Below are 23,554 nucleotides of genomic sequence, written 5' to 3'. Positions count from 1 at the left end.
ACCTAGTGTGGAGCTCTGACATTCCCTGAGGTGAGGTGCCGCCCGTGACCCCGTCGCCACTGCCCCCGGAGGACCTGGACGTCCTCGACCGGTCGACGAAGGTGTTCGCGCGCGCGCTCGCCTCACCGCTCGACGGCGACTGCGCGGCCTGCCCCGGCTGGTCCCGGCGCGACCTCGCCAACCACGTCCTGGGCGGCGGGCTGCGGTACGCCGCCTACTTCCCGCGGCTACCGGAGTCGGAGATCGGCTGGACCCGGACCGCCGACCACGCCGGCGACAAGCCGGTCCCCGCGCTGTACCGGACCTCGGCCGGCCTGCGTAAGGAACTCGCCCGGTCTCGCGACGCTGACGCCCCCGTCCCGCACCGGTTGGCCGAGATCCCCGTCCGCGATCTCCTCGCGCTTCGCGTGTTCGAACTGCTCGTCCACGCCCACGACCTCGACCCCGCCTCCTGGGGGTCGGAGGACACCGGGGAGCTCGCCGCGTGGACCCTCGCCCACGCACGGGACGTGGTCGAGCTGATGCGGTCCTTCGACGTGCTCGCCGACGCGTTTCCGGTCCCGATCGGGGCCGATGCGCGCACCCGGCTCCTCGCGCTGTCCGGCCGCCGGACCAACGGCGACTCGATTTAACGTGCCGTCGACCACGCCGGAGGTCTAGCGTTATCGCTACCGGGCGGCACCGGCAGGCGGGCGCCCACGACGAGAGACCGCGGTAGATGTCCATGTCCTGCGCCCCGTACATCTCCTTCCCCGGCAACGCCTCCGAGGCGTTCCCGTACTACCACGAGCTCTTCGGCGGGGAGCTCAGCCTGATGACCTACGACCAGTTCCCGTCCACGGACGACTTCCCGTTCGACCCGCCGCACGGCTCGGTCGCCCACGCCACCCTCGAGGCGCCGGGGATCACCCTCACCGGCGGCGACGCCATGGGCGAGTCCCTGCCGCAGCTGAGAAATGACGTCTACTCCTTCCTCCTCGGCTTCGACACCGAGGACGAGGCCCGTGCCTTCCTCGACAAGGTCACCGGCAGCGGGGGTCAGATGGCGATGCCCTTCGAGATCGCGCCGTGGGGTGACCGGTACGGGCAGGTCCACGACCGGTTCGGCATCCGCTGGGACGTCGTGGTCCCCGGCACCGGCGAGTAACCCGGAGGAAGACACCCGTATCCATCGCCCGTGCTTGTTACGGTGCTCGTATGGAGATCTCTGGAGCAAGTGCCATCGTCACGGGCGGTGCGTCGGGAATCGGCGCCGCCGTCGTCCGTCAACTCGCCACCAAGGGCGCCAAGGTGGTCGTCGCCGACCTCAACGCGGAGAAGGGTGAGGCCCTGGCGAACGAGGTCGGCGGCACGTTCGTCGCCGTGGACGTGACCAAGACCGAGGACAACGAGAAGGCCGTCGCCGCCGCGCTCGAGCTGGGCCCGCTGCGCTACCTCGTCAACTCCGCCGGCATCGGGTGGGCACAGCGCACGATCGGTCGCGACGGCGAGTACTCGTCGGCCTTCGATCTCAACGCGTTTCGCAAGGTCATCGACATCAACCTCATCGGCTCGTTCGACATGCTGCGCCTGGCCGCCACCAAGATGAGCACCCAGGAGGCCGACGAGGACGGGCAGCGGGGCGCGATCGTCAACATGGCGTCCGTCGCGGCGTTCGACGGCCAGATAGGCCAGGCCGCGTACTCCGCGTCCAAGGGCGGCATCGTCGGCATGACCCTCCCGGTCGCCCGCGACCTGTCGGCCGCCGGCATCCGCCTCAACACCGTGGCGCCGGGCCTCATCGACACCCCGATCTACGGCGAGGGTCCGGAGTCGGAGGCGTTCAAGGCCAAGCTCGGCGAGAGCGTCCTTCACCCCAAGCGTCTCGGCTCCGGGGACGAGCTGGCGTCCATGGTCATGGAGCTGCTCACCAACCCGTACATGAACGCGGAGACCATCCGCGTCGACGGTGGCATCCGGATGCCACCGAAGTGATCTGACCCGGTCAGCACACGACGAGAGGGGCCCCGCCGGATCGGATCCGGCGGGGCCCCTCTTCGCAGTCCCGGGCCCGTAGGCGGAACGGGAAGTGTCGCGGCGGTCAGGCCCTGGCGCGGCGCTTCTTCATCCGACCCTCGAGGTACACGGCGAGCTTGGTCAGCGAGTAGTTGATGACGATGAACAGGATGCCCGCCACGATGTACGCGGGGACCGTGTTGGCGTACGCCGAGCCGAGCGTCTTGGACCAGTTGAGCAGCTCGAGGTAGGTGATGCCGTAACCCAGCGCGGAGTCCTTGAGGACGACGACGAGTTGGCCGACAAGGGCCGGGAGCATCGCTGTGAGGGCCTGGGGGAGCTGGATCGACCGCAGCACCTGCCCGGAGGTGAGGCCCACCGACAGTCCCGCCTCGGACTGCCCCTTGGGCAGACCGTGGACGCCCGAACGGACGAGCTCGGCGATGACAGCCCCGTTGTAGAGCGTGAGAGCGGTGACGACGGCGGCGAGCGGCGCGTGCTGGTTGGGCACGAGGTCGGACGTGGCGAAGTACCCGAAGTAGGCGAACACCATCATCAGAAGCACCGGCACGGCGCGGAAGAACTCGACGATCACACTGCAGAACCACCGCAGAGGGGCGAACGGCGAGAGTCGGCCCATGCCGAACAGCAGCCCGAACACCACCGCGAGCACGATCGAGATCCCGGCCGCGGTGAACGTCCCCTTGAGCCCGGGGATGAGGTACGACGTCCACACCTCGGGGTCGGTGACGAAGGGCTCCCACATGAAGGCCTTGAGCTGACCGGCCTTCTGGAATTGCAGGAAGACGATGTACGCGATGCCCAGCGCGAGGATCGCGCCCACCACCGTGAGGACACGGTGACGCAGCCTGGCCTTGGGACCGGGCGCGTCGAACAGGACGGCCTGGGTGCTCATCGCTTCACCGCCAGCTTCCGGGAGAGGGAGGTGGTCCACAGCCCGATCGGGAGGGTGAGGATCACGAAGACCATAGCGAAGAAGAAGAACGTCGGCAGGCTCGCGCCCTCGTTCTCCGTGATCACCTGCAGCAGCCCCGCCGAGTCACCGACGCCGATCACGGCCGCGACGGTGGAGTTCTTGATGAGCGCGATGATGACCGAGCCGAGCGGGGCGATCGCGCCGCGGAACGCCTGCGGGAGGATCACCTCGCGCAGGGACTGTCCGAACCCCAGGCCGATCGAGCGGGCCGCCTCCGCCTGCCCCACCGGCACCGTGTTGACGCCCGAGCGCAGGGCCTCACAGATGTAGGCCGCGTGGTAGACGGCCAGCATGATCGCCGCCCACCAGAACGCGTTGCGCGCGAAGTCGTCGGAGACCGACAGTTGCAGGATGAAGGACAGGCCCAGGATGCTGAAGACCATCAGCAGCGTCAGCGGCAGGTTCCGGAACGTGTTGACGTACGAGGTCCCCAGGCCGCGCAGCACCGCCACCGGGGACACGCGCAGGACGGCCACGAGCGTTCCCAGGATCAGGGCGCCGATGCTGCCCAGGATCGAAAGCTGGATGGTCACCCAGACCGCTCCGAGGACGTCATAGTCGGCGAAGATGTCGCCCATGGTCCACCTTCCGTGATGGGGTGCCGGACCTCCGCGCCCCGGTGGGCGGCGGCGCGGAGGTGGCGGGGCCGGCCGGGTCGGGTGTCGACCCGGCCGGCAGGGATCGATTCAGATCAAGCGCAGGCGTCCGGCTCGGGCGGGTTGCCCTCGCCCGGGGTGAAGCCGGCGGCGCCGAGGTTCTCCTCGACCGCGGTGTCCCAGCTACCGTCCGAGATCATCTCGCGGATGGCCTCGTTGATCTGCTCGCACTTCTCCGTGTCGCCCTTGGCGATGCCCACGCCGTAGCGCTCCTCGGTGAACGGCGCGCCGACCACCTTGAGCTGGCCCTGGTACTGGTCCTGGGAAGCGTAGCCCGCGAGGATCGTGTCGTCCGTGGTCAGGGCGTCGACCGCGTTGGACACCAGCGCGGAGACGCACTCGGAGTAGGTGCCGAACTCCTGAAGGTTGACGCCCGGCACTTGCTCCTTGACGGTCTGCGCCGAGGTCGAGCCGGTGACCGAGCACAGGCGCTTGCCGTCGAGGGAGTCCGGCCCGGTGATCGAGTCGTCGTCGGCGCGGACCAGCAGGTCCTGGCCGGCGATGAAGTACGGTCCGGCGAATCCGACCTTCTCCTTGCGGGAGTCGGTGATGGAGTACGTGGCCACGATCATGTCGACCTGGCCGGTCTCCAGCAGCGTCTCGCGCTGGGCGCTCGGCGCCTGGATCCACTCGATGTCGTCCTCGGCGGTGCCGAGCTTCTCGGCGATGTAGCGGGCGACGTCGACGTCGAAGCCGGTGTACTCGTTGCCCTCCTTGAGGCCGAGGCCCGGCTGGTCGAACTTGATGCCGACCTTGAGCTGGTTCCCGCCGTCGCCGCCGTCATCGCTGCCGCACGCGCTCAGCCCGAGCGCCAGGGAGACGGCCGCCGCGGCCGCTCCGATCCGTCGGATGTTCATGAGTACTCCTTGTGGGGTGGGGTGGATGGGTCCTGAACGGGTCCGCGGACGGGCCCTTCTAGTTGGAGAGGATCTTGGACAGGAAGTCCTTGGCCCGGGCGCTCTGCGGATTGGTGAAGAACTCCTCGGGTGTGGCCTGCTCGACCAGCTCGCCGTCCGCCATGAAGATCACGCGGTCGGCGGCCTTGCGCGCGAAGCCCATCTCGTGGGTCACCACGACCATCGTCATGCCGGTCTTGGCCAGGCCGGTCATCACGTCGAGGACCTCGTTGATCATCTCGGGGTCGAGGGCGGAGGTCGGCTCGTCGAAGAGCATGACCTTGGGGTCCATGGCCAGCGACCGGGCGATCGCCACGCGCTGCTGCTGGCCACCCGACAGCTGCGCCGGGTACTTGGCCGCCTGGTGCTCGACCCCGACGCGGGTGAGCAGCTCCATGGCCCGTTTCTCCGCCTCCGCCTTGCTCTGCTTACGGACCTTGATCGGCCCCAGGGTGACGTTCTCCAAGATCGTCTTGTGGGCGAAAAGATTGAAGGACTGGAAGACCATCCCCACGTCGGCGCGCAGCTTGGCGAGCGCCTTACCCTCCTCGGGCAGCGGCTTGCCGTCGATCGTGATGGAGCCGGACTCGAAGGTCTCGAGCCGGTTGATGGTGCGGCACAGCGTCGACTTACCGGAGCCGGACGGCCCGATCACCACGACGACCTCCCCCTGCTCGATGGACAGGTTGATGTCCTTGAGCGCGTGGAAGTCACCGAAGTGCTTATTGACGCCTGAGATCTCGACGAGAGCCATGTGAGGAACTATAGGGCTCCGAAAGGCCTCACCGCCCCAAGACCGCGGACGTGTCCGCTACGCGCACCGCGAACCGGTCGACATGGCGTGCAGCGGTGCGTACCGTCGTTACATGGCGATATCAGCTGTCAGGGAATACGCCCATCTCACCGCCGACGACGTAGAAGCCATCGGCGAGGAACTCGAGGCGATCCGCCAGGACGTCGTGGACTCCCTCGGCGACCGCGACCGCCGATACGTGCAGAACACGATCAGACTGCAGCGCGGCCTCGTGGCCGGCGGCCGAGTCGTCCTGCTCTTCTCCGGGTACCGGCCCGCGTGGGCGCTCGGCACCGGGTTGCTCGCCGCCGGGAAGATCATCGAGAACATGGAGCTCGGGCACAACGTGATGCACGGGCAGTGGGACTGGATGAACGACCCGGTCATCCACTCCAGCTCCTGGGAGTGGGACATCGTCGGCACGTCCGAGCACTGGAAGGCCACGCACAACTACCACCACCACAAGTACACCAACATCGTCGGCATGGACGACGACGTCGGGTACGGCGTGGTGCGGGTGACGCGCGACCAGCCGTGGCACCCGCCCAACTCGCTCAACCTGGTCTGGAACACGATGCTCGCGTTCGCGTTCCAGTGGGGCGTGGGCGTCCAGCACCTCGAGATTGCACCGGGGACCATCAACTCCTCGGGGTGGGACGAGCAGAAGAAGCGGATCGGGCAGTTCCTGCGGAAGGCCCGCCGCCAGGTGGGCAAGGACTACGTGTGGTTCCCGCTGCTGTCGGGCCCCAACTGGAAGACCACCATGACCGCGAACATGACCGCCAACGTCATCCGCAACCTGTGGTCGAACGCCGTGATCTTCTGCGGTCACTTCCCGGACGGGGCCGACAAGTTCACCCTGGAGGACCTGGAGAACGAGACCCAGGCGCAGTGGTACCTGCGCCAGATGCTGGGCTCGGCCAACTTCACCGGCAGCAAGCTCATGCACTTCATGTCCGGCAACCTGTCGTTCCAGATCGAGCACCACCTGTTCCCCACGATCCCGTCCAACCGGTACGCCGAGGTCGCCGAGAAGGTGCAGGACGTCTGCCGCCGCTGGGATCTGCCGTACACCACCGGCCCGCTGTACAAGCAGTACTGGCAGTCGTGGCGCACCATCGCCAAGCTGTCGCTGCCGAACCGGTTCCTCAAGGCCACGGCCGACGACGCGCCGGAGACGCGGTCGGAGAAGATGTTCGCCGGCGAGCCGAGGACGTACGAGACCCGCGACGGTCGGCGTGCGGGCCTGGTCACCGCACTCAAACACCACACGAACCCGCGGCAGCTGCAGCGCATCACCCGGACGGTCTGACGTGGCGGGAGACGACGTGGCATCCGGAGACGACAACCGCACCCCGAGCGTCGACGAGACGCACCGTCGACCCGAGGGCGCGACCGACGCCGAGGTCGAGGCGGCCGGCAGCGTGAGCGAGGCACTGGAGTACATCGAGCGGGCCCGCGGTCGGCTGTACGACCTGCACCAGCTCATCGGGCGAGCGGACATCCTCCTCCAGGAGGCCGCCGACAAGCTCGACGAGATCGGTCGCACGGAACTCGCCGAACGGATCCGATCCGAGGTCGTGGGGGTCAACGTCCTCCACGGCCGGTGGACGTTCCAGATGGTGGAGGAGTTCGACGACGGCTTCTGGTCCACCGCGCGCGAGGTCGACCGCGCGGTGCGCGAGGAGCTCACCGGCGGCCGCCGACACGTCCACGAGGCGGAGATGAAAGAGGCCAACAGGACGAAGGGCCGCCCCGGACACGAGGCGACCCCTGGGGATCCAAATTAGGATCCGCACGATCGCTCGCGCGGATCACGGGGTCAGCCGGTGCGGTGGCGGCCGGCGATCCGATGCCTTTCGGCCTCGGTGAGGCCGCCCCATACGCCGTACAACTCCTTGGTCTCAAGGGCGAACGTCCGGCAGGTGTCGAAGACCGGGCAGGTGGCACACACCGCTTTTGCCTGGTCCTCCTTCTTCCGCCGCGCGCCCTTCGACTCCTCCTCGAGGCTGTAGAACAGGTCCTCGTGGCCGATGCACGCCGCACCGTCGCGCCACGACCAGAAAGCCGCCATGGGTTCGAGGTTCTTGTATCTGGGCATGTGGCCTCCGTTCCCGCCGTTCCGACGTGCCCGTGTTAGGCCCTGAAAGCTCGGTCGGCAGCGCTCTGCACCCATCCTGTCAGTGATCCGCCTCGCCGTGCGCGGAGTGAACTCACATACCGAGAGGTATATGTTCGTGTCAACGGGTTGCGCAGCGCTTTTGCAGCAGAATCCACTACAGGTGAGAAGTTGTCTACTACTCACATTTCGGCCGTCCGGGCCGGGGCGGTCAATGGCGAACCGTCGCCCTCGTCGTCGACCGGATGACCTCCGCGGCGCGCGACGCCGCACCGTCCACCCCCCACCACTTCCGGATGCCCCCGACTTCGCCGTTCAGAGCGCGGTCCACCTGCTCGCGCACCGCGTACGCGACCGCCGTGGGTCCGTCTCCGTACCTCATCACCGACGTGCCGGGCAGCGCGGCCAGCGCCTCGGCGGTGGCCTCGTGCTCGCCGTGATCGTGCTTTCCCGGGACCACCACGAGCGGGACGTCCGCACAGGCCGCGTCGGCGACGGACGTCTGGCCCGCCCCGGTGACCACGACGTCCGCAGAGCACAACTCGGACCACGGGTCGTCGTGCCACGCCCCGTCCGGCCCACCCAGCTCCGTCCATTCCGTGACGCCCAGCTCGCCGGCGGTCGTGCGGACCGCGCGCCAGAACCGGTGGTCCCAGAATTCGGTGGATCCGTTGAGGTGGACCACGCGGGGGCGACGGCGCAGCTCGCGCGGCTCGGGCTCGCGATGCTCGAAGCGGGAGATCCCGCCGATCTCGTACACCGCACGTCCCGCCTTCGCGACGGCCTCGCGGTGCGCACCGGGCGGCCAGGCCGCGATGAGTTTCTCGGCGGCACGGCAGCGGAGCCGGTGCGGTTCGTCGTCCCGCAACCCGGGCGGCAGTGTGCTCACCATCGGGGCGCCGGCCATGCCCGCGGCCAGCGACATCCCCGGTGACGAGTCGACCCAGAACGCCCGCGGTCTGGCGCGGTCGATCCACGCCACCGCACTCCGGCGGGCGGCGACCGCGACGCCCTCGGCCGCGACCCCGTCGACCGGCAGGTGCACCACCCCGGCCCCGGGCGGGCGGAGGTTGTGGTCGAACGGCCCGGTCACGAGCAGCGTGACCTCCTCGCCCCGTTCCCTCAGAGCCGCGACGACCGGCAGCACCCGGTGCAGATGCCCGCGCCCACGGTTGTGAACGTAGACGCCGATCATCGCTACAACGTCCTCCTCAGACGTCTCCGCGAAGTGCCTCGAGGAGCGCGTCGCAGAAGGCGGGCAGGTCGTCGGGCCGACGGCTGGTCGTGATCCCGCCATCACTGACGAGTTCCTCGTCGACCCACTCCGCGCCCGCGTTGACCAGGTCTGTCCGCAGGCTCGGGTAGGAGGTGATCCGGCGGCCGCGGACCACGTCGGCCTCGACGAGCACCCACGGGGCGTGGCAGATGGCGAACACGGGCTTGCCCGCCTCGACCATCTCGCGCACCAGGTTCACGGCGTGGGAGTCCTGCCGCAGCGCGTCCGGGTTGGCGACGCCGCCGGGCAGGACGAGCACGTCGATGTCGGCGGCCGAGGTGTCGGCGCTGATCCGGTCGACGGCGTGCGTACCGGCCGGGTCGAGGTGGTCGACCAGCCCGACCTCGCCGCCCTCGGTGCTCACGAGCACCGGCGTGTGCCCCGCCCCGGAGACGGCACCCCACGGCTCGGTGAGTTCGACGCGCTCGATGCCCTCGGAGGCCACGAGAAAAGCGACGGTGCGGATGTCGGTTCGTGCATCGTGTGTCTCGGTCATGCCCCCGATCGTGAGGGCGGACGCCTCTCCTCGCAACCGGTCCCGGAGACGGTGGACCGCGTGACGCGGGTCCGGCACCATACCCCCATGGGACGACGAGATCGGACGGCCGCCAACCGACGTCGCGGTGGCGGGCGACGCGGACGCGGGTGCGGGTGCTCGCTGTTCTTACTGCTCCTGCTCCTCGTGGGGCTGGTGGTGGCCGCGGAGTTCGGGGCCCGCTGGTACCTGTCCGACCGGGCCGAGAGCGACGCGTCCGCCCGGATCGACGCGCCGGTGTCGGTGGGGTTCGGCAGCACTCCCGTGCTGTGGGACCTGGCCACGACGCAATCCGTGGGGACGGTCCGGCTGACCTCTCCCGGCAACGCGACCGTCCCGCGCATCGACGTGACCGGCCACTCCGTCCGGCTGGTCGACGGCGGGATCCGCGCGGACACCGCCGACGGCATCGCGGTTCTCAGCGGCGAGCAGCTCGCGGCCGCCGCCGCGCAGGGCAACCCGGCGGAGGGCTCACCCGTGGCGGGCCTGACCGAGGTCCGCTCGGTGCGGCCGGATGCCGCCGCCGGATTGCTGCGCGCGGACATCGGCGGGATCGCGGAGGTCGGCGTCGTCCCCGGCGTGACCGACGGTCAGCTGACCCTCACGCCTCAGCAGACCTCGCTCCTCGGGTTCGAACTGCCGTCCGGCCTGTTCTCGGGCATCACGGGCACCGTCGACTCGACCGTCGCCTCGCTGCCCGACGGCGTGGTGATCGAGGGCGCCCGCGTGGTGCCGGAGGGCCTCGAGGTCGCGCTCGGTGGGCGGGACGTCGTCCTGCAGTAGCAGCAGGGGCGCCGTGCTAGCGACTGTGCGCGCCATCCGCGGTGTCCGTCGGGTCCGCCGTGTCCGTCGTGTCGGCCGGCGCGCACAGCCGGGTCGGTTCGTTCCGCCCCCGCACGACCTGTGATCCCACCTCGTCCCAGCGGCCGCGCTCGACCTCCGCGGCGGCATCGGTCGCCACGCCCGAGGCCAGGACGCGCCCCGGCCGGTCCTTGGCCAGTTCGCACAGGCGCGCGGCCTCGTTCACCGCGTCGCCGATCACCGTGTACTCGAAGCGGTCGTCCGAGCCGACGTACCCGGCCACCACGTCACCGAACGACGCCCCGATGCCGGCGCGGCAGTCGGGCACCCGCTCCTGCAGCCGCCGCCCCAGCACGCGCGCACACGCCAGGGTCGCGGTGGCCGGGTCCGCCATCGACCGCGGTGCCCCGAACACCACGAGCGCGGCGTCCCCCAGGAAGCTGGCCACGATGCCGTCGTACTCCTCCACGGTCTCCACCACCACGGAGAAGAACTGGTTGAGCACGTCCACCACTTCGGAGGCCTCGGACCGCACCGCCATCTCGGTGGAGCCGATGAGGTCCACGAACACGATGCCGACGCGCGAGTTCTGCCCGCCCAGTTCGGGCTCGTGGAGCTCCGCGGCCTCGGCGACGTCGCGCCCCACGTGCCGCCCGAACAGGTCCCGCAGGCGCTCGCGCTCCTGGAGCCCGGCGGCCATCTGGTTGAAGCCGCGTTGCAGCTCGCCGAGCTCGGTGCCGTCGTAGACCACCACCCGCCGGGACAGGGTGCCGGCCGTGATGTCCTCCATCGCCCACCGCACGCTGCGCAGCGGGCCGATCATCGAGGCCGTCGCCAGCGAGATGAGGAGGAACCCGGCCAGCAGTGAGGTGGCACCGAGGACGATGACGACGACGGCGAGGCGTTCCAGTGACAGGGCACGGCCCGCGAGGGTGTAGATCGCCACGATGATCAGGCCTGTCACGGGGACCCCGCTGCCCAGGGCCCATGCCACCCGGAGCCGCGTCATGGCGCCGAGGAACCGGGCCCGCGGCGCCCGGCCGGTGGACAGCGCGACCGCCGCGACGGGACGCAGTCCGAAGTCGGCCAGCAGGAACGCGACACCGCACACGACCAGGCCGGCGAACACGATCGTGAATCCCACGACCGGGATCGACGACGGGTCCACCACGCCGTACGCGGGGGTCACCACGGCCGCCCCGAGCAGCCACAGGAACGCCTGGATGAGGGTGATGCGCCCCGGCAGCCGGAGGGTACGGATGCGCTGCCGATCAGTGGGTTCGTGTCCCTCCAGGAACCAGCGGACCCTGCGGTAGACGGCGCGGGTCACCCACACCGTGCCCGTGATGACCGCCAACGTCACGTAGACGGGCACGACGATCACGGTGGGGACGAGGAACTCCCGCGAGAGCAGCGCCGGGCCGGGCAGCACGAAGAAGATCAGCGTCACGGCGACGGCGACGCCCACGAGGTTGGAGCCCAGTAGCGACAGGATCAACAGGATCCGAACGCGCCAGGCGCGGATCCGGGCGGATTCCCGCTCCCGTCCGAGCAGCACCGACCCGAGCTCCGGGCGGCGCAGTAGGGACAGGTCGAGTCGCACGATCATCTATGGTGCCACCCCGCACCGACACTCGTGATGTCCTCGTCACACCTGTCTCGGCGAATGGGGTGCGCGGTCCGTCGGCGAGTAGGATGGTCCGAGGACGGCCCGCACCACTCTTGCCTCGGGCCGCGGCCTGTCGACCATCCCGTGGTCGCGCACCGGACGCACCGCCTCAGCGGCGATGCGGATCTCCGTGAGCGCGCCGGGCAAGACGCCATCCTCTATGTTCGGAGCACTTCCTCTTGTCACGTTCTTTCGCCGATCTCGGCGTTCCCTCCCCCCTGCTCGCCGTCCTGAACGACGCGGGCATCACCACGCCGACACCCATCCAGTCGGCGACGCTGCCCGACGCCCTGTCCGGCCGTGACGTGCTCGGCCGCGGCCGCACCGGCTCCGGCAAGACCTACGCGTTCTGCCTCCCGCTCGTCGCGCGCCTGGCCGCCTCCGGCGGTCGCCGCACCCGCAACGCGCCGCGCGGCCTCATCCTCGCCCCGACCCGCGAGCTCGCCCGTCAGATCGACGAGACCCTCGCGCCGCTCGCCAACGCCCTCGGCATGAAGACCACCGTGATCTTCGGAGGCGTGTCCCAGGGCCGCCAGGTGGACGCGCTGAACCGCGGCGTCGACATCGTCGTGGCCTGCCCCGGTCGCCTCGAGGACCTCATGGGTCAGAAGCACTGCCGCATGGACGCCATCGAGATCAGCGTCCTCGACGAGGCCGACCACATGGCCGACCTGGGTTTCCTGCCCGGCGTCACCCGCATCCTGTCGGCGACCCCGGCGGACGCGCAGCGGCTGCTGTTCTCGGCGACCCTCGACTCGGGCGTGCAGAAGCTGGTGACCAGGTTCCTCACCGACCCGGTGGACCACTCGGTGGACGACGGCTCGGCGACGCCCGGCCCGACCGCGCACCACGTGTTCCACGTCGACGCCGACGACCGCGTCCGCGCCCTCGCCGACCTCGCCGGCGCGCACCCGCGGACCGTCATGTTCACCCGCACCAAGCACGGCGCCAAGCGCCTGGCCAAGCAGCTCACCGGCCGCGGCGTGGCGAGCGTGGACCTGCACGGCAACCTGTCGCAGAACGCCCGTGTGCGGAACCTCGACGCGTTCTCCTCCGGCGAGGCGACCGTGCTCGTGGCGACCGACATCGCCGCCCGCGGCATCCACGTCGACGACGTCGGGCTGGTCGTCCACGCCGATCCGCCGGCCGAGCACAAGGCCTACGTCCACCGCTCGGGCCGCACCGCCCGCGCCGGCGCCATCGGCACGGTCGTCACCGTGGCCACCCAGGACCAGGTCCGTGAGGTCCGCTCGCTGCTGCGCGCGGCCGGCGTGACCGCGGGCGAGATCGACCTGCCCGTGGGCGCGGACGCGGCCGCCGCGTTGGCCGACGCCCCCGAGCCTCCGGCCCACGTGCCGTCCGACGATGGCGTCGAGGGTCAGTCGGTCCGCGGTCAGTCCCGTCGCGGTCGTGGGCGGGATCGCCAGAGTCAGAACCGGCAGCGCGCGGGCCAGCAGGCTGAGGGCGAGCAGGGCCGGGGTCGCGGCGGGCAGTCCCGCGGCGACGGCCGGCGCAGCGCCGACCAGGACCGTCAGGTCCGGGCGGGTCGCGATCGCGACGGCTCGGAGCGCGGTGCCCGCGACCAGCAGGGCTCCGGCGGTGGCGGCGCTCGTCGTCGTCGCCCCGAGAGCGGCGGCGCCCCGTCGGCCGCGCCCCAGGGCTCCGCTCGTCAGGGCTCTGCGCGACAGGGTTCGGGCGCTCAGCGTTCCGGCGGCCATGGCTCCGGCGCGCAGCGGTCAGGTGCGCAGGGCTCCGGCGCGCGCAGCACGGGTGCCCGCCAGTCGATCGGGCAGGCCGCCGGCAACCCCCGCAACGACCAGCGCCGCCGCGCCACCCGCTCCGCAGGCTGAACGGCTGAGTCTGCCCAGCCGGTCGGGCGGCGGCTCACCTGCCGCTGACCGGCGGTCCGGCTGTATCCACCCGGCCGGGCGTACGCACCGCCTATTCGAGTGCGCGCCACCTGCGGGATCCGCTAGGTTGCGCGCACTCGAATAGGTGGCGCTGCCGTACGCCGGGCAGACGGCTCAGCCGAAGATGGTGATCGTCTGGCGGCTGATCGCGAGCAGCTCGCCGTCGGGCCGCCACACCATCGCGTGGGTGTGCGCGTAGCCGTCCCGGGCGGCATCGGTCGTCGCGGCATACGCCAGGTTCGCATCGGCCGGGACGACGTCCGGCCCCACCTCGGCGACGAGCTCGATGGTCCACGTGAGGCTGCTGCCTGGCGCGAACCCGTCGAGCATCTGGAGCGGCGCCGGCGGCCATGCGTCCGTCAGCAGCACCAGGTGCTCCTCCTCGAGCCGCTCCGGCGCCTCACGCAGTGAGGTCCACCCGGACAGGTCCGCCGCCTCGGCACCGCTGAACGGCAACTTCCCGCTCACCTGCCGCAGCTCGACGTGCCGGTAGAACTCCGGCGTGAGATCCTTCATGTAGGGGAACGGCTCGATGGTCGACGGGTCGGTGAGCTCGGGCGTCGGGTGCGCGGGGGGCACGGAGATCGACGACTCGCGATGCCTGCCGAACGCTGCCAGCGCCGTGGCGACGATCGCGTCGGACTGCCGGACCGTCGCCTGGCACTGGGTGACGTTGGAACCGACACGCAGGATCTCGGCCTCGACCTCGACGGGGCCGGTGGCCGCGGGGCCGACGAACGACACGGTGAGCGACCGCAACGGCGGGACCCCCACCGGGCTACCGGTGCTGCCCGCGAGATCGCGGAGCTTCCCCTTCATGGCGGTCAGCAGCAGGGCCCCGGTGAGCCCACCATAGATGGCCCTTCCCTGCGTCCAGCCCTCTTCGACCTCGACAGTCCCACCGTGCGCGGCGGACTCCAACATGCTCGTCAGCGACATGCGGCATAGTCTGCCACCGCCGCTCAGCGGGCCTTCGGGGAGTGCTCCCTCCGGCTGCGGCGAGCCCGGCCCCGGGCCTTCCGGACCCCGGCCAGCGCGGTGGCCAGCCCGGACATACGCGGGCCGTGGCCGAACATCTTCTCGCTGCGGGTCTCGGGGGCGTCGTCGGCGGTGCGGCGCAGGTAGCGGTCCGGCAGCGACAGCCGCGCGATGGTCCGCCACGACTGGAGGTACTGCTTCCACAGCGGGCCGGAGACGTACGGCAGGTCGTAGCGGGCGCACAGGTCGCGCACCTCGAGCGAGATCTCCGAGTACCGGTTGGACGGCAGGTCGGGGAACATGTGGTGCTCGATCTGGAACGACAGGTTGCCCGACATCAGGTTCATGGCCGGTCCGCCGTCGAGGTTGGCACTGCCGAGCATCTGCCGCAGGTACCACTCCGCCTGCGATTCGGTCTCAACATCCGTCATGGTGAACTTCTCCGCGCCGTCCGGGAAGTGGCCGCAGAAGATCACGGCGTTGGTCCACACATTGCGGATGATGTTGGCCGTGACGGTGGCGGTGAGCGCCTGGGGTCCGCTCGGCCCGGCGAGCACGGGGAACAGGACGTAGTCCTTGAGGATCTGCTGGCCGGCCTTGCGCAGGAACGCGCGCGCCTTGCGGCGGTCCTCGGGGGCGGCGTCCCGGTCGAACGCGTCGCTGAGGGTGACGGCCTGCAAACCGATCCCCCACTCGAAGCCCGCCATCAGGGCGGCGTTGACCGCCATGTTGGCGAGGAACCTCGGCTCCCACGGCACGTCGCGGGTCACGCGCAAGACGCCGAACCCCACGTCGTCGTCCATCCCGACGATGTTGGTGAACTTGTGGTGCAGGTGGTTGTGGGTGTGCTTCCAGTCGGCGGAGCTGCCGACGAGGTCCCATTCCCAGTTGGTCGAGTGGATCTCCGGATCGTTCATCCAGTCCCACTGGCCGTGCATGACGTTGTGGCCGATCTCCATGTTCTCGAGGATCTTGGCCACCGCCAGCGTGCCGGTCCCGAGCACCCACACGGTGCGGTTGCGCGCGCCGAGGTACAAGAGGGCGCGCGCACCCAACTCCAGCCCACGCTGCAATATGATGACGGAGTGGATGTACCGGTAGTCACGCTCCCCGCGCGACTCGATGACCCGGGCGCGGATGGCGTCGAGTTCCCGCCCGAGCTCCTCGATCTGGTCAGGGCTCAGGTGGGCGTATTCGCCGACGTCGGAGATCGCCATGTACCCACAGTAGGCGTGCCACGGCACCCGCGGCTACGGCTCGGAGCCGGGTCGGCGCCGTATCGTGATCAAGCGCACGCGGCGCGACCACACCAGCCACTCCGGGCGCGTCGTCCAGTGGCCCCGGCCGTGCGCCTCAGTCACTCCAGGCGCGGCGCAACACTTCCAGGGATCCGTGGATGCGCTCGACCGTCGACCCCACCGGCGCGATCATCAGTTCGTCGGCGCCCGCGCGCGTCGCGAAGTCGGTGAGGTAGTCGCGGACCGCGGGCCCGTCTCCGACGGCCGTGTAGTGGATCATGTGCAGGATCTGCCGCCCGCCGGCGGACTCCATGATCATGTCCAGTTCCTCGTCGGAGAAGTCCCGCCCGCGTCCGGCCATGAGCTTGACGCGCTGGCGGCGGTACCAGTGCAGTTCGCGCTGGGCCCGCTCGACGTCGTCGTCGGCCACCACGTTGACGGCGGCGATCATGTAGGGCTCGGACAGCTGCTCGCTGGGCTGGAACCGCTCGCGGTACACCTGGGAGGCTTGCTCCAGCGCGTCCGGGGCGAAGTGCGAGGCGAACGCGTACGGCAGTCCGTAGGCCGCGGCGAGCTGTGCGCCGAACAGCGACGAGCCGAGAATGTACAGCGGGATCCTGGTCCCGCGCCCGGGGATCGCGGCGATGCCGCGGGTGCGGGCGAGGTCGGAGGGGGAGTCGCCGAGGAAGGCCTGCAGTTCGCGCACGTCGTCGGGGAAGTTCTCGGCCGCGGACGGCTCGCGGCGCAGCGCGCGCAGCGTCTGCGGATCGGTGCCCGGGGCGCGGCCCAGACCGAGGTCGATCCGGCCGGGGTGCAGCTCGGCGAGCGTGCCGAACTGCTCGGCGATCACGATCGGCGCGTGGTTGGGCAGCATCACACCGCCCGAGCCGAGCCGGATCGACGAGGTGTGCGCGGCGATGTGCGCCATGAGCACCGCCGGCGCCGACGAGGCGATCGACGGCATGTTGTGGTGCTCGGAGTACCAGACCCGCTCGTACCCCAGCTCCTCCGCCTTGCGCGCCAGCTCCACCGAGTCCTGGAGCGCCTCCCCCACGGTCTGCCCGGGACGGACGGTGGCGAAGTCGATCACGGACAGGGGCAGGGCGCGGGCGCCGGGGGAACCGGTGTCAGGGGACGTCATGCCCCGTGCAACCCGGGCCGCCGGCGCGCTATTCCTGTCGAGGTCCGGCGGGGGCACACTGGGGGCATGCCCACCGCCGCTGACCGCCCCGACGCCGACCGCCCCGACGCCGGCGCCGCCGACAGCCCCGCCGACGTCGCCCGCCTGGTGTCCCTCATGCGCGAGACGGGCCCGCTCGTGCACTGCCTGACCAACTCGGTGGTCCGTCAGATCACCGCCGATGTGCTGCTCGCCGCGGGCGCGGCGCCCGCGATGGTCGATCACCCCGACGAGGCCGGCGACTTCGCCGCGATCGCCTCGGGTGTGCTCGTCAACGTCGGCAATCCGACCGCCGAGCAGGTCGAGGGCATGCACGCCGCGATCTCCTCCGCCCGCGAGGCCGGGACCCCGTGGGTGCTGGACCCGGTCGCGGTGGGCGGGCTCGTGCTGCGGACCCGCCTGTCCACGGCGGGGCTGGAGTCGGGTCCGGCCGCGATCCGGGCCAACGCCTCCGAGACCATCGCGCTCGCCGGCACGGGGGCGGGCGGCCGGGGCGTCGACTCGACCGAGGAGGTGGCCGCCGCGGAGCCCGCCGCCCGGGATCTCTCCGCGCGGTCCGGTGCGGTGGTGGCGGTGACGGGGCCGCGGGACCTCGTCGTCACACATCACGACGGCCTCGAGCGCGCGACGTGGGTCGAGTCGGGTCACCCGTTGCTGCAGAAAGTCATCGGCACGGGGTGCGCTCTGGGCGCGCTCACCGCGGCCTACCTCGGGGCGGCGCGCGCGGCCGGTGCCAACGACCACGACGCGGTGGTCGCCGCCCACGCCCACGCCGGGGCCGCGGGGACGGTCGCCGGCCGCACGTCCGCGGGGCCCGGCAGCTTCGCGGTGGCGTGGCTCGACGCGCTCCACACGCTCACCCCCGAGGACATCGCGGGCCTGGTCACGGTGACGGCGGAGTGAGCGACGCGCGGCCCGACCGTGCCGTGGGCGAGGCTCAGCGCGACCGCGGCGCCGGCGTCGACTGGCGGCTCTACCTGGTCACCGATCCGCACCTCGGCGGCGGGCGCGACGCCGTGCCGGGGATCGCGTACGAGGCGGTGCTCGGCGGGGTGGGCGTGGTCCAGGTCCGGGACAAGGAGGGCGACGACGACGAGTTCGCCACCCACGCCGTCGCCGTCGCCGAGGCCGTCGCGAGGGCCTGCACCGAGACGGGCCGGGTCGTCCCGGTGTTCGTCAACGATCGCGCGGACGTCGCGCGCGAGCTGGGGCTGCACCTGCACGTCGGGCAGCGGGACATTCCGTTCGCCCGGGCTCGCGCGGCGATGCCGGACCACCTCATGGTGGGGCTGTCGATCGAGTCGGATTCCCAGCTCGCCGCCGCGCTGGCGGGTCCGGTGCCGGACGTGATCGGGGTGAGCCCGGTGTGGGCCACGGCGACCAAGACCGACACCGCCGCCGCGCTCGGGCCGGAGGGGGCGGACCGTCTCGCCCGCGCCGCGCACGCTCACCGCTCGGGCGGCGGTGTCAGGGGCGCGGCCGGTGTTCGCGCGGTCGGGATCGGCGGGGTCACGCCCGCGACCGTCGCGCAGCTGGCGGCCACCGGGCTGGACGGGATCTGCGTGGTCTCGGCGATCATGGCCGCCCCGGATCCGCGGGCTGCGGCGGCGGAGCTGCTCGCGCGATGGGAGGCCGGGAAATCACTCCCACCCGAAGGTGAGCCCGCGTAGCGTCTGCACCGTGAACAAGAGGACGCCGCTCGAGATCACCTCAATCGAGTTCCCCAGCACCTCCATGCCCGCGACCGCCGAGTTCCTGGAGACCGTGTGCGGCTGGTCGCCCACGGTCGACGGGACCTCGTTCACCAGCCTGATGGGAGGCGGCGTGGACGTGGGCATCCAGGGTGATGCCGACGAGCAGTCCCCCGCCCCGCTGCTCGTGATCCGCGTGGCCGACCTCGACGAGGCACGTCAGCGGGTCGAGGGGGCCGGCGGCACGGTGACCTTCGGGCCGATCGACTTCCCCGGTGGCTGCCGCTTCCACTTCCGCGAGCCGGGCGGCAACGAGCTGGCCATGTGGGTGGCCCGCTAGCTCGACCGGGGCGTCAGCCGAGCCCTCACCGCTTCTGCTCGGAGTAGTCGGCGAAGCGTTCGAGGTCGCGAACGTGTCCGGAGACGACGATGACGTCGTCTGCGCCGATGATGGTCTCCGGCTGCGCGTACTGGAACGGACCGCCCGGGGTCTTGATGCCGACGATGTTGACCTTGTGCCGTCTGCGGGGATGGCAGTAGTCGATCGAGTGGCCGATGACGTCCCTCGGTGGGCGCATCTTGACGATGGCGAAGCTCTCGTCGAACTCGATGAAGTCCATCATCTGATTGGCCACGAGGTGGGCGACCCGGACCCCGGCGTCGTGTTCGGGGAACACCACGTGGTGGCAGCCGATACGGGTGAGGATCTTCCCGTGGGCCTGGTTGATCGCCTTGGCCCAGACCTGGTTGATACCGAGGTCGACGAGGTTCACCGCGACCAGCACGGACGATTCGATCGACGTGCCCACTCCCACGACGGCGGTGGAGAAGTCGCGGGCGCCGAGCTGTTGTAGCGCCTCGATGTCCGTGGCGTCCGCCTCGACGACATGGGTCAGGGAGTCCGCGTATCTCTGTACGAGTCCGTGGTCGCGTTCGACGGCGAGGACCTCGCGTCCCTGGCCGACGAGTTGTGTGGCCAGGGAGATTCCGAATCTGCCCAGCCCGACGATGAGAACCGGGGACTGGCGGCGGGTGCGATCAGCCAATGATCGGCCTCTCTACGGGTAGGCGGTACCTGGTCCGCTGGGCCCGCATGGTCAGTGCGGTTGCGAAGGTGATGATGCCGACTCGGCCGGCGAACATCAGCCCGGACAGAACGTACACCCCCGCCGGCTCGAGTTCGGCGCTGAGACCTGAACTCAACCCACAGGTGGCGAAGGCGGAGATGGACTCGAACAGAGGCCGCCCAAGATCCTCGCCGGTGAGGATCATCAAGGTCAGGGCGGACACGGATACCAGGGTGAGCCCCATCCCGGCCACGGAGACGGCGACCCGGATCGAGGAGGTGGGCAGGGCCCGCCCGTGGGCGGTGGTGTCCTCCCGACCGCGGGCTTCAGCGAGGAACGCGAGGAAGATCACGGCCAGGGTGGTGACCTTGACCCCGCCGGCGGTCGACACCGAACCGCCACCGACGAACATCAACGCGTCGGCGATGAGCATGGTCGACGCCCTGGTGTCGACGGGATCGATGACGGCGAAGCCCCCGGAACGCATCATCACCGAGGCGAACACCGACTGCTGCAGCTTGTCGGCCACGCCGTCTCCGCCGAGGGTCGCACCGTTGCTCCACTCCAACGCGGCGAACCCCAGGGCACCGACGAGCATCAGGAGCACACTGACCTCGACCGTGAGTCGCGTGTGGAGATTCCAGCGTCCGAGGTGCCACTGGTGCTTCCACAGCACCAGGAGAACGGGAAAGCCGAGGCTGCCCAGGAACACAGCACAGATGAGCGCCCAGAACACGACCGGATCGTCCGCCACCGGCGCCAGGCCCCCGGGGTCGAGGACGAACCCGGCGTTGTTGAACGCGGACACGGCATAGAACACGGCGTGCCAGAGCCCGTCCCCGAACGATCCGTGGTGGGCGATGAGACGGGGTGCGAGGACCAGCGCGATGACCAGTTCCACCAGGGCGGAGGACACGACGATCGTCGTGATCAGCGATCGGACCTCCCCCAGTCCGCCCGCCGACATCCCCGTCTGTGCGAGGAGCCGCGTGCGGACGCCGAACTGTCTGGTGACCGACAGGGCCAGCAGAGACGAAATCGTCACGATCCCCAGGCCACCGACCTGGATGCCCGCGAGGATCACCACCTGACCCGCCGGAGACCAGTGCGTCGCGGTGTCCACCGTCGTCAGGCCGGTCACGGACACTGCGGAGGTGGCGGTGAAGACCGCGTCGTGCAGGTACGCCGGGTCATCGGAGGCGGTGGCCCACGGCATCATCAGCAGCACCGTGAAGACCACGATCGCCGCGGCGAACGCCAGCAGCGCCGAGCGGGCCGGTGAGCTGTACGTGAACGCGCGGACCGCCCGTGCGCCCGAGGACAAGACGCCCGGGATCGTCGAGACCATGTCGAGAGAGTAGACCCGGCACTCTCCGCTCGCCGGAGGCGCCCGGGGACAGGCGGCGGACGACCGGCGATGCGCGGCGGGCGGAGTCAGCCGCCCGCCGCGAATCCCTCGGGAACGGCCAGGCGCGTGAGCTTGTCCGGGTTGCAGTGGAAGTACAGGCGGTCCACTCGGCCGCCCACCACCCCGACCTGTACCACCCGCAGGACCTCGCGCGAGACCACGGCCAGCGCGAGCTCTCCGTTGACCTCGACCGGCGCGACCGCACCCTCGGCGAGCTCCATGGCCTTGACCAGGAAGTACGCACACTTGCGGGCGCCGACGATGTCGCGTCGGGCGGCGTTGACCTTGCCGTTGCTATCCGACAGGACCCGGGCGTCCGACGTGAGCACGGCGATCGTCTGCTCGAGGTCGCCGGAGATCACGGCCTCCACGAGCCGGGCGATCAGCTCGTCCGGCGCGGGCTCCGGCGGGCGCAGGTCGGTCTGGAGCCTGTGTCGCGCGCGGCTGACCCACTGGCGCACCGTGGGCGCGGTGGCGTGCAACGCCTCGGCGATCTGGGCGTAGGGCAGGTCGTAAGCCTCGCGCAGGACGAAGGCGGCCCGCTCGTCGGGCCCGAGCTGCTCGTACGCCAGCAGGACCGCGATCCGCAGCTGATCCCGCTGCTCGGCCAGCTCGGCCGGCAGCAGCGCGGTGTCGACGGGTTCGGGCAGCCACGCCCCGATGTAGTCCTCGCGCTTCCGTCGACGGAGGCGGTCCAGGCACAGGCGGGTCGCGACGGTGGTCAGCCACGCCTCGGCGTTGCGGGGAGCGTCCGACGGATCGAGCGCCACGAGTCGGGCCAGTGCCTCGTCGGCGGCGTCCTCGGCGTCCGCCCAGGTGCCGGTGATGCGGTAGCCGATCCCGAGCAGTTGCCCGCGGATCCGCTCGAGCGCCGCCCGGTCGGGCAGGACCGCGCCGGGCGGGGCCGCGCCGGGCGGGGCGGCCTGCTCGCCTGTCGACGCGCCCGTTCCGGCGAGGACGCCCGCGGTCATCGCGGGCTCGTCGGCTCGAGGTCGCTCGGGATCAGCCCGCGTAGCGAGCCCGGGTCCTTCCGGGTCGCGATCGCTATGCGGTTCCACGCGTTGATGGTGACGACGTCCATCAGCACCTGTCCAGCCCCGCTCTCACCGCGGTAGCGCGCCACCTCATCCCAGATCTCGTCGGGGACGGACTCCTCGCCGTCGATGCGGGTGACGGCGTCGGCGAACCGCAGCACCGCCTGCTCGTCCGCCGCGAACTCGTCGGCGTGGGCGGTCCAGTCCTCGGCGGCCGCGATCCGGTCGGCGCTCCACCCGTCCTTGCGGGCGTCGCGGCGGTGCATGGCCGCGCAGTAGCGGCAGCCGTTGACCGCCGAGACGCGCAGGCGGACGAGGTGACTGTCGTCCCGTGAGACCCGGGCCCGGGTATAGGCCTCGAGCGCCAGCATCGACGTCATGGCGCCTGCGCTGACCTGCTTGCGCTGGTCGTTCCTGCTCTGTGGTGTGCTCATGTCTTGTCGACGCACGAGCATCCGGAAACGTGACAGCCCAGCGTCGAACGCGTCGGAATCCACGACCCCGCGTCCGCGAATCGGGGCGATTCCCTATGGTGCGGGCGCGCCGCCGGTCATAGCCTTGACGGCATGGCCGAGCCCGACGACCTGCTGCTCTCCGACGCCGAACGGCTGCACGCCCTCACCGTGCTCGGCGACCACTACGCGTCCGGGCGCCTGGACGACTCACAGTTCCACGCCCGGTCCGGCGACGTGGCCGCGGCCCGCACCCTCGCCCAGCTGCGCGACTCGTTCGCCGACCTGCCGGGCGGGACGCCGCTGACGTCGGTGGACGGCATGATCGTGCAGTCGGCCACGGCGTGCGGCGGGGAGGTCGCGCTCTCGTCGTCGTCCCCGTCGTCTCTCGTGCCGGCTCCCACCGGCGCGCGGACGCCGGCCGCCCGCGACGCCGACGCCGACCTCGAGGACCTGCGCCGCCGCGGCAAGCTGGTCGAGTCGCTGGACGGCGTGGTGATCGGGCTGACGCTCATCACGTTCCTCGTCCTGCAGATCGTCGTGGACTGGCAGTACGCGTGGATCGTGTGGCCGTCGCTGGTGCTCACGCTGGGGATCCCGCGGCTGGCGCTGCGGTTCACCGATTCCGACGAGAAGACGTACGAGAAGCTCAAGAAGGCCGACGAGAAGGCGCGCGAGGAGAGGCTGCGGGCGGCGTCGGAGCGGATTCGCGAGCTGGGCGACAGGCGCGAGAAGCGCGACTGAACGCCGCGCCGACCCGATGAGCTCGGGCGGCGGCTGGCTTAGCGGAGCGCGCGACGACCATCGAGAAGACAGTTCGGCACAAGGCCACTCGGCCGATACGGGCGAAACTGTCTTC

26 protein-coding genes are annotated in these 23,554 nt (G+C 70.7%); 11 read left to right on the top strand and 15 right to left on the bottom strand.

Translation table 11 applies throughout. From position 1 onward, the window contains the following. The first annotated feature begins 44 nt into the window (after positions 1–44). The 3 genes from DPA01S_RS11400 (at position 45) to DPA01S_RS11390 (ending at position 1,974) form a co-directional block, all read left to right on the top strand. A complete protein-coding gene (locus DPA01S_RS11400; protein ID WP_061916347.1) occupies positions 45–632 on the top strand; it encodes a maleylpyruvate isomerase N-terminal domain-containing protein in 588 nt (195 codons plus the stop codon). A gap of 86 nt (positions 633–718) precedes the next feature. Next, positions 719–1,147 carry a VOC family protein gene (locus DPA01S_RS11395; protein WP_061229276.1) on the top strand — a complete coding sequence of 143 codons (429 nt, stop codon included), beginning with the start codon at positions 719–721 and terminating at the stop codon, positions 1,145–1,147. Positions 1,148–1,197: 50 nt separating this feature from the next. Beyond that, a complete protein-coding gene (locus DPA01S_RS11390; RefSeq protein WP_007631533.1) occupies positions 1,198–1,974 on the top strand; it encodes an SDR family NAD(P)-dependent oxidoreductase in 777 nt (258 codons plus the stop codon). Between the two features lie 106 nt (positions 1,975–2,080). Here DPA01S_RS11390 and DPA01S_RS11385 read toward each other — a convergent pair whose 3' ends face one another. The 4 genes from DPA01S_RS11385 to DPA01S_RS11370 form a co-directional block, all read right to left on the bottom strand. Then, complete coding sequence (locus DPA01S_RS11385; RefSeq protein WP_061916344.1) at positions 2,081–2,911, bottom strand: amino acid ABC transporter permease; 831 nt, start codon at positions 2,909–2,911, stop codon at positions 2,081–2,083. Continuing rightward, the gene (locus DPA01S_RS11380; RefSeq protein WP_007631535.1) at positions 2,908–3,570 is read right to left on the bottom strand and encodes an amino acid ABC transporter permease; all 663 of its coding nucleotides are present in this window, start codon (positions 3,568–3,570) and stop codon (positions 2,908–2,910) included. The genes DPA01S_RS11385 and DPA01S_RS11380 overlap by 4 nt, the downstream gene beginning before the upstream one ends. Before the next feature lie 113 nt (positions 3,571–3,683). After that, on the bottom strand, positions 3,684–4,505 hold the full coding sequence (locus DPA01S_RS11375) for a glutamate ABC transporter substrate-binding protein (protein ID WP_061229278.1): 822 nt from the start codon (positions 4,503–4,505) through the stop codon (positions 3,684–3,686). Positions 4,506–4,563: 58 nt separating this feature from the next. Next, positions 4,564–5,298 carry an amino acid ABC transporter ATP-binding protein gene (locus DPA01S_RS11370; protein WP_061229279.1) on the bottom strand — a complete coding sequence of 245 codons (735 nt, stop codon included), beginning with the start codon at positions 5,296–5,298 and terminating at the stop codon, positions 4,564–4,566. 112 nt (positions 5,299–5,410) lie between these two features. On the opposite strand from DPA01S_RS11370, the gene DPA01S_RS11365 reads away from it, so the two are divergent. Beyond that, a complete protein-coding gene (locus tag DPA01S_RS11365) occupies positions 5,411–6,649 on the top strand; it encodes a fatty acid desaturase family protein (protein WP_061229280.1) in 1,239 nt (412 codons plus the stop codon). A gap of 16 nt (positions 6,650–6,665) precedes the next feature. Beyond that, positions 6,666–7,127, top strand: coding sequence for a hypothetical protein (locus DPA01S_RS11360; RefSeq protein WP_061229285.1), 462 nt, complete (start codon positions 6,666–6,668; stop codon positions 7,125–7,127). Between the two features lie 32 nt (positions 7,128–7,159). Here the strand turns inward: DPA01S_RS11360 and DPA01S_RS11355 are convergent, their stop codons facing one another. From DPA01S_RS11355 to DPA01S_RS11345, 3 genes are all read right to left on the bottom strand, one after another. After that, positions 7,160–7,438 carry a WhiB family transcriptional regulator gene (locus DPA01S_RS11355; RefSeq protein WP_061229281.1) on the bottom strand — a complete coding sequence of 93 codons (279 nt, stop codon included), beginning with the start codon at positions 7,436–7,438 and terminating at the stop codon, positions 7,160–7,162. Positions 7,439–7,667: 229 nt separating this feature from the next. After that, positions 7,668–8,651 carry a glycosyltransferase gene (locus tag DPA01S_RS11350; protein WP_061916341.1) on the bottom strand — a complete coding sequence of 328 codons (984 nt, stop codon included), beginning with the start codon at positions 8,649–8,651 and terminating at the stop codon, positions 7,668–7,670. Between the two features lie 16 nt (positions 8,652–8,667). Next, positions 8,668–9,228: a type 1 glutamine amidotransferase domain-containing protein gene (locus tag DPA01S_RS11345; protein WP_061916338.1), complete on the bottom strand. Its 561-nt coding sequence runs from the start codon at positions 9,226–9,228 to the stop codon at positions 8,668–8,670. A gap of 87 nt (positions 9,229–9,315) precedes the next feature. Between DPA01S_RS11345 and DPA01S_RS11340 the strand changes: the two genes are divergently transcribed. Continuing rightward, positions 9,316–10,050, top strand: a complete 735-nt coding sequence (locus DPA01S_RS11340) for an LmeA family phospholipid-binding protein (protein ID WP_061916335.1) — start codon at positions 9,316–9,318, stop codon at positions 10,048–10,050. A 16-nt stretch (positions 10,051–10,066) separates the two neighbouring features. Here DPA01S_RS11340 and DPA01S_RS11335 read toward each other — a convergent pair whose 3' ends face one another. Beyond that, positions 10,067–11,677 (bottom strand): adenylate/guanylate cyclase domain-containing protein, encoded by a 1,611-nt coding sequence (locus DPA01S_RS11335; protein WP_061916334.1) that lies wholly within the window; start codon positions 11,675–11,677, stop codon positions 10,067–10,069. 239 nt (positions 11,678–11,916) lie between these two features. On the opposite strand from DPA01S_RS11335, the gene DPA01S_RS11330 reads away from it, so the two are divergent. Next, the gene (locus tag DPA01S_RS11330) at positions 11,917–13,587 is read left to right on the top strand and encodes a DEAD/DEAH box helicase (RefSeq protein WP_061916331.1); all 1,671 of its coding nucleotides are present in this window, start codon (positions 11,917–11,919) and stop codon (positions 13,585–13,587) included. Between the two features lie 174 nt (positions 13,588–13,761). On the opposite strand, the gene DPA01S_RS11325 is transcribed toward DPA01S_RS11330, so the two are convergent. From DPA01S_RS11325 to DPA01S_RS11315, 3 genes are all read right to left on the bottom strand, one after another. Next, positions 13,762–14,586 (bottom strand): thioesterase family protein, encoded by an 825-nt coding sequence (locus DPA01S_RS11325; RefSeq protein WP_061916328.1) that lies wholly within the window; start codon positions 14,584–14,586, stop codon positions 13,762–13,764. A 23-nt stretch (positions 14,587–14,609) separates the two neighbouring features. Continuing rightward, positions 14,610–15,842: a fatty acid desaturase family protein gene (locus tag DPA01S_RS11320; protein ID WP_061916362.1), complete on the bottom strand. Its 1,233-nt coding sequence runs from the start codon at positions 15,840–15,842 to the stop codon at positions 14,610–14,612. Positions 15,843–15,978: 136 nt separating this feature from the next. After that, a complete protein-coding gene (locus DPA01S_RS11315; RefSeq protein WP_061916325.1) occupies positions 15,979–17,004 on the bottom strand; it encodes an LLM class flavin-dependent oxidoreductase in 1,026 nt (341 codons plus the stop codon). A 66-nt stretch (positions 17,005–17,070) separates the two neighbouring features. On the opposite strand from DPA01S_RS11315, the gene thiM reads away from it, so the two are divergent. Genes thiM through DPA01S_RS11300 form a run of 3 tightly spaced genes read left to right on the top strand, consistent with a single transcriptional unit; the run spans position 17,071 to position 19,074 of the window. Further along, the gene (gene thiM, locus DPA01S_RS11310) at positions 17,071–17,946 is read left to right on the top strand and encodes a hydroxyethylthiazole kinase (protein WP_083961691.1); all 876 of its coding nucleotides are present in this window, start codon (positions 17,071–17,073) and stop codon (positions 17,944–17,946) included. Next, positions 17,943–18,713 carry a thiamine phosphate synthase gene (thiE, locus tag DPA01S_RS11305; RefSeq protein ID WP_061916322.1) on the top strand — a complete coding sequence of 257 codons (771 nt, stop codon included), beginning with the start codon at positions 17,943–17,945 and terminating at the stop codon, positions 18,711–18,713. The genes thiM and thiE overlap by 4 nt, the downstream gene beginning before the upstream one ends. A 10-nt stretch (positions 18,714–18,723) precedes the next feature. Beyond that, positions 18,724–19,074 carry a VOC family protein gene (locus tag DPA01S_RS11300; RefSeq protein WP_007625876.1) on the top strand — a complete coding sequence of 117 codons (351 nt, stop codon included), beginning with the start codon at positions 18,724–18,726 and terminating at the stop codon, positions 19,072–19,074. Between the two features lie 25 nt (positions 19,075–19,099). Here DPA01S_RS11300 and DPA01S_RS11295 read toward each other — a convergent pair whose 3' ends face one another. The 4 genes from DPA01S_RS11295 to DPA01S_RS11280 form a co-directional block, all read right to left on the bottom strand. After that, positions 19,100–19,780, bottom strand: coding sequence for a potassium channel family protein (locus DPA01S_RS11295; RefSeq protein ID WP_061916319.1), 681 nt, complete (start codon positions 19,778–19,780; stop codon positions 19,100–19,102). Continuing rightward, entirely contained in the window at positions 19,773–21,149 is a 1,377-nt protein-coding gene (locus DPA01S_RS11290) for a TrkH family potassium uptake protein (RefSeq protein ID WP_061916317.1), read from the bottom strand. The genes DPA01S_RS11295 and DPA01S_RS11290 overlap by 8 nt, the downstream gene beginning before the upstream one ends. Before the next feature lie 86 nt (positions 21,150–21,235). Beyond that, positions 21,236–22,180: a sigma-70 family RNA polymerase sigma factor gene (locus DPA01S_RS11285; RefSeq protein ID WP_061916313.1), complete on the bottom strand. Its 945-nt coding sequence runs from the start codon at positions 22,178–22,180 to the stop codon at positions 21,236–21,238. Further along, a complete protein-coding gene (locus DPA01S_RS11280) occupies positions 22,177–22,677 on the bottom strand; it encodes a carboxymuconolactone decarboxylase family protein (protein ID WP_232303111.1) in 501 nt (166 codons plus the stop codon). The genes DPA01S_RS11285 and DPA01S_RS11280 overlap by 4 nt, the downstream gene beginning before the upstream one ends. Positions 22,678–22,809: 132 nt before the next feature. Here DPA01S_RS11280 and DPA01S_RS11275 point away from each other — a divergent pair, with 132 nt between their 5' ends. Next, positions 22,810–23,439, top strand: coding sequence for a DUF1707 SHOCT-like domain-containing protein (locus DPA01S_RS11275; protein WP_061916308.1), 630 nt, complete (start codon positions 22,810–22,812; stop codon positions 23,437–23,439). The last annotated feature ends 115 nt before the right edge of the window (positions 23,440–23,554 follow it).

The sequence above is a fragment of the Dietzia papillomatosis NBRC 105045 genome (assembly GCF_001570845.1).
GTDB lineage: Bacteria > Actinomycetota > Actinomycetes > Mycobacteriales > Mycobacteriaceae > Dietzia > Dietzia cinnamea.
This window is presented reverse-complemented; position numbering and strand designations above follow the sequence as displayed.

Excerpts from the sequence above, each read along its gene's own strand:
- DPA01S_RS11275 (WP_061916308.1), top strand. The coding sequence starts at position 22,810 with ATGGCCGAGCCCGACGACCTGCTGCTCTCCGACGCCGAACGGCTGCAC.
- DPA01S_RS11320 (WP_061916362.1), bottom strand. The coding sequence starts at position 15,842 with ATGGCGATCTCCGACGTCGGCGAATACGCCCACCTGAGCCCTGACCAG.
- DPA01S_RS11370 (WP_061229279.1), bottom strand. The coding sequence starts at position 5,298 with ATGGCTCTCGTCGAGATCTCAGGCGTCAATAAGCACTTCGGTGACTTC.
- DPA01S_RS11335 (WP_061916334.1), bottom strand. The coding sequence starts at position 11,677 with ATGATCGTGCGACTCGACCTGTCCCTACTGCGCCGCCCGGAGCTCGGG.
- DPA01S_RS11365 (WP_061229280.1), top strand. The coding sequence starts at position 5,411 with ATGGCGATATCAGCTGTCAGGGAATACGCCCATCTCACCGCCGACGAC.
- DPA01S_RS11315 (WP_061916325.1), bottom strand. The coding sequence starts at position 17,004 with ATGACGTCCCCTGACACCGGTTCCCCCGGCGCCCGCGCCCTGCCCCTG.
- DPA01S_RS11375 (WP_061229278.1), bottom strand. The coding sequence starts at position 4,505 with ATGAACATCCGACGGATCGGAGCGGCCGCGGCGGCCGTCTCCCTGGCG.
- DPA01S_RS11290 (WP_061916317.1), bottom strand. The coding sequence starts at position 21,149 with ATGGTCTCGACGATCCCGGGCGTCTTGTCCTCGGGCGCACGGGCGGTC.
- DPA01S_RS11355 (WP_061229281.1), bottom strand. The coding sequence starts at position 7,438 with ATGCCCAGATACAAGAACCTCGAACCCATGGCGGCTTTCTGGTCGTGG.
- DPA01S_RS11340 (WP_061916335.1), top strand. The coding sequence starts at position 9,316 with ATGGGACGACGAGATCGGACGGCCGCCAACCGACGTCGCGGTGGCGGG.
- DPA01S_RS11390 (WP_007631533.1), top strand. The coding sequence starts at position 1,198 with ATGGAGATCTCTGGAGCAAGTGCCATCGTCACGGGCGGTGCGTCGGGA.
- DPA01S_RS11395 (WP_061229276.1), top strand. The coding sequence starts at position 719 with ATGTCCATGTCCTGCGCCCCGTACATCTCCTTCCCCGGCAACGCCTCC.
- DPA01S_RS11345 (WP_061916338.1), bottom strand. The coding sequence starts at position 9,228 with ATGACCGAGACACACGATGCACGAACCGACATCCGCACCGTCGCTTTT.
- DPA01S_RS11350 (WP_061916341.1), bottom strand. The coding sequence starts at position 8,651 with ATGATCGGCGTCTACGTTCACAACCGTGGGCGCGGGCATCTGCACCGG.
- DPA01S_RS11385 (WP_061916344.1), bottom strand. The coding sequence starts at position 2,911 with ATGAGCACCCAGGCCGTCCTGTTCGACGCGCCCGGTCCCAAGGCCAGG.
- thiM (WP_083961691.1), top strand. The coding sequence starts at position 17,071 with ATGCCCACCGCCGCTGACCGCCCCGACGCCGACCGCCCCGACGCCGGC.
- DPA01S_RS11380 (WP_007631535.1), bottom strand. The coding sequence starts at position 3,570 with ATGGGCGACATCTTCGCCGACTATGACGTCCTCGGAGCGGTCTGGGTG.
- DPA01S_RS11280 (WP_232303111.1), bottom strand. The coding sequence starts at position 22,677 with ATGAGCACACCACAGAGCAGGAACGACCAGCGCAAGCAGGTCAGCGCA.
- DPA01S_RS11285 (WP_061916313.1), bottom strand. The coding sequence starts at position 22,180 with ATGACCGCGGGCGTCCTCGCCGGAACGGGCGCGTCGACAGGCGAGCAG.
- DPA01S_RS11325 (WP_061916328.1), bottom strand. The coding sequence starts at position 14,586 with ATGTCGCTGACGAGCATGTTGGAGTCCGCCGCGCACGGTGGGACTGTC.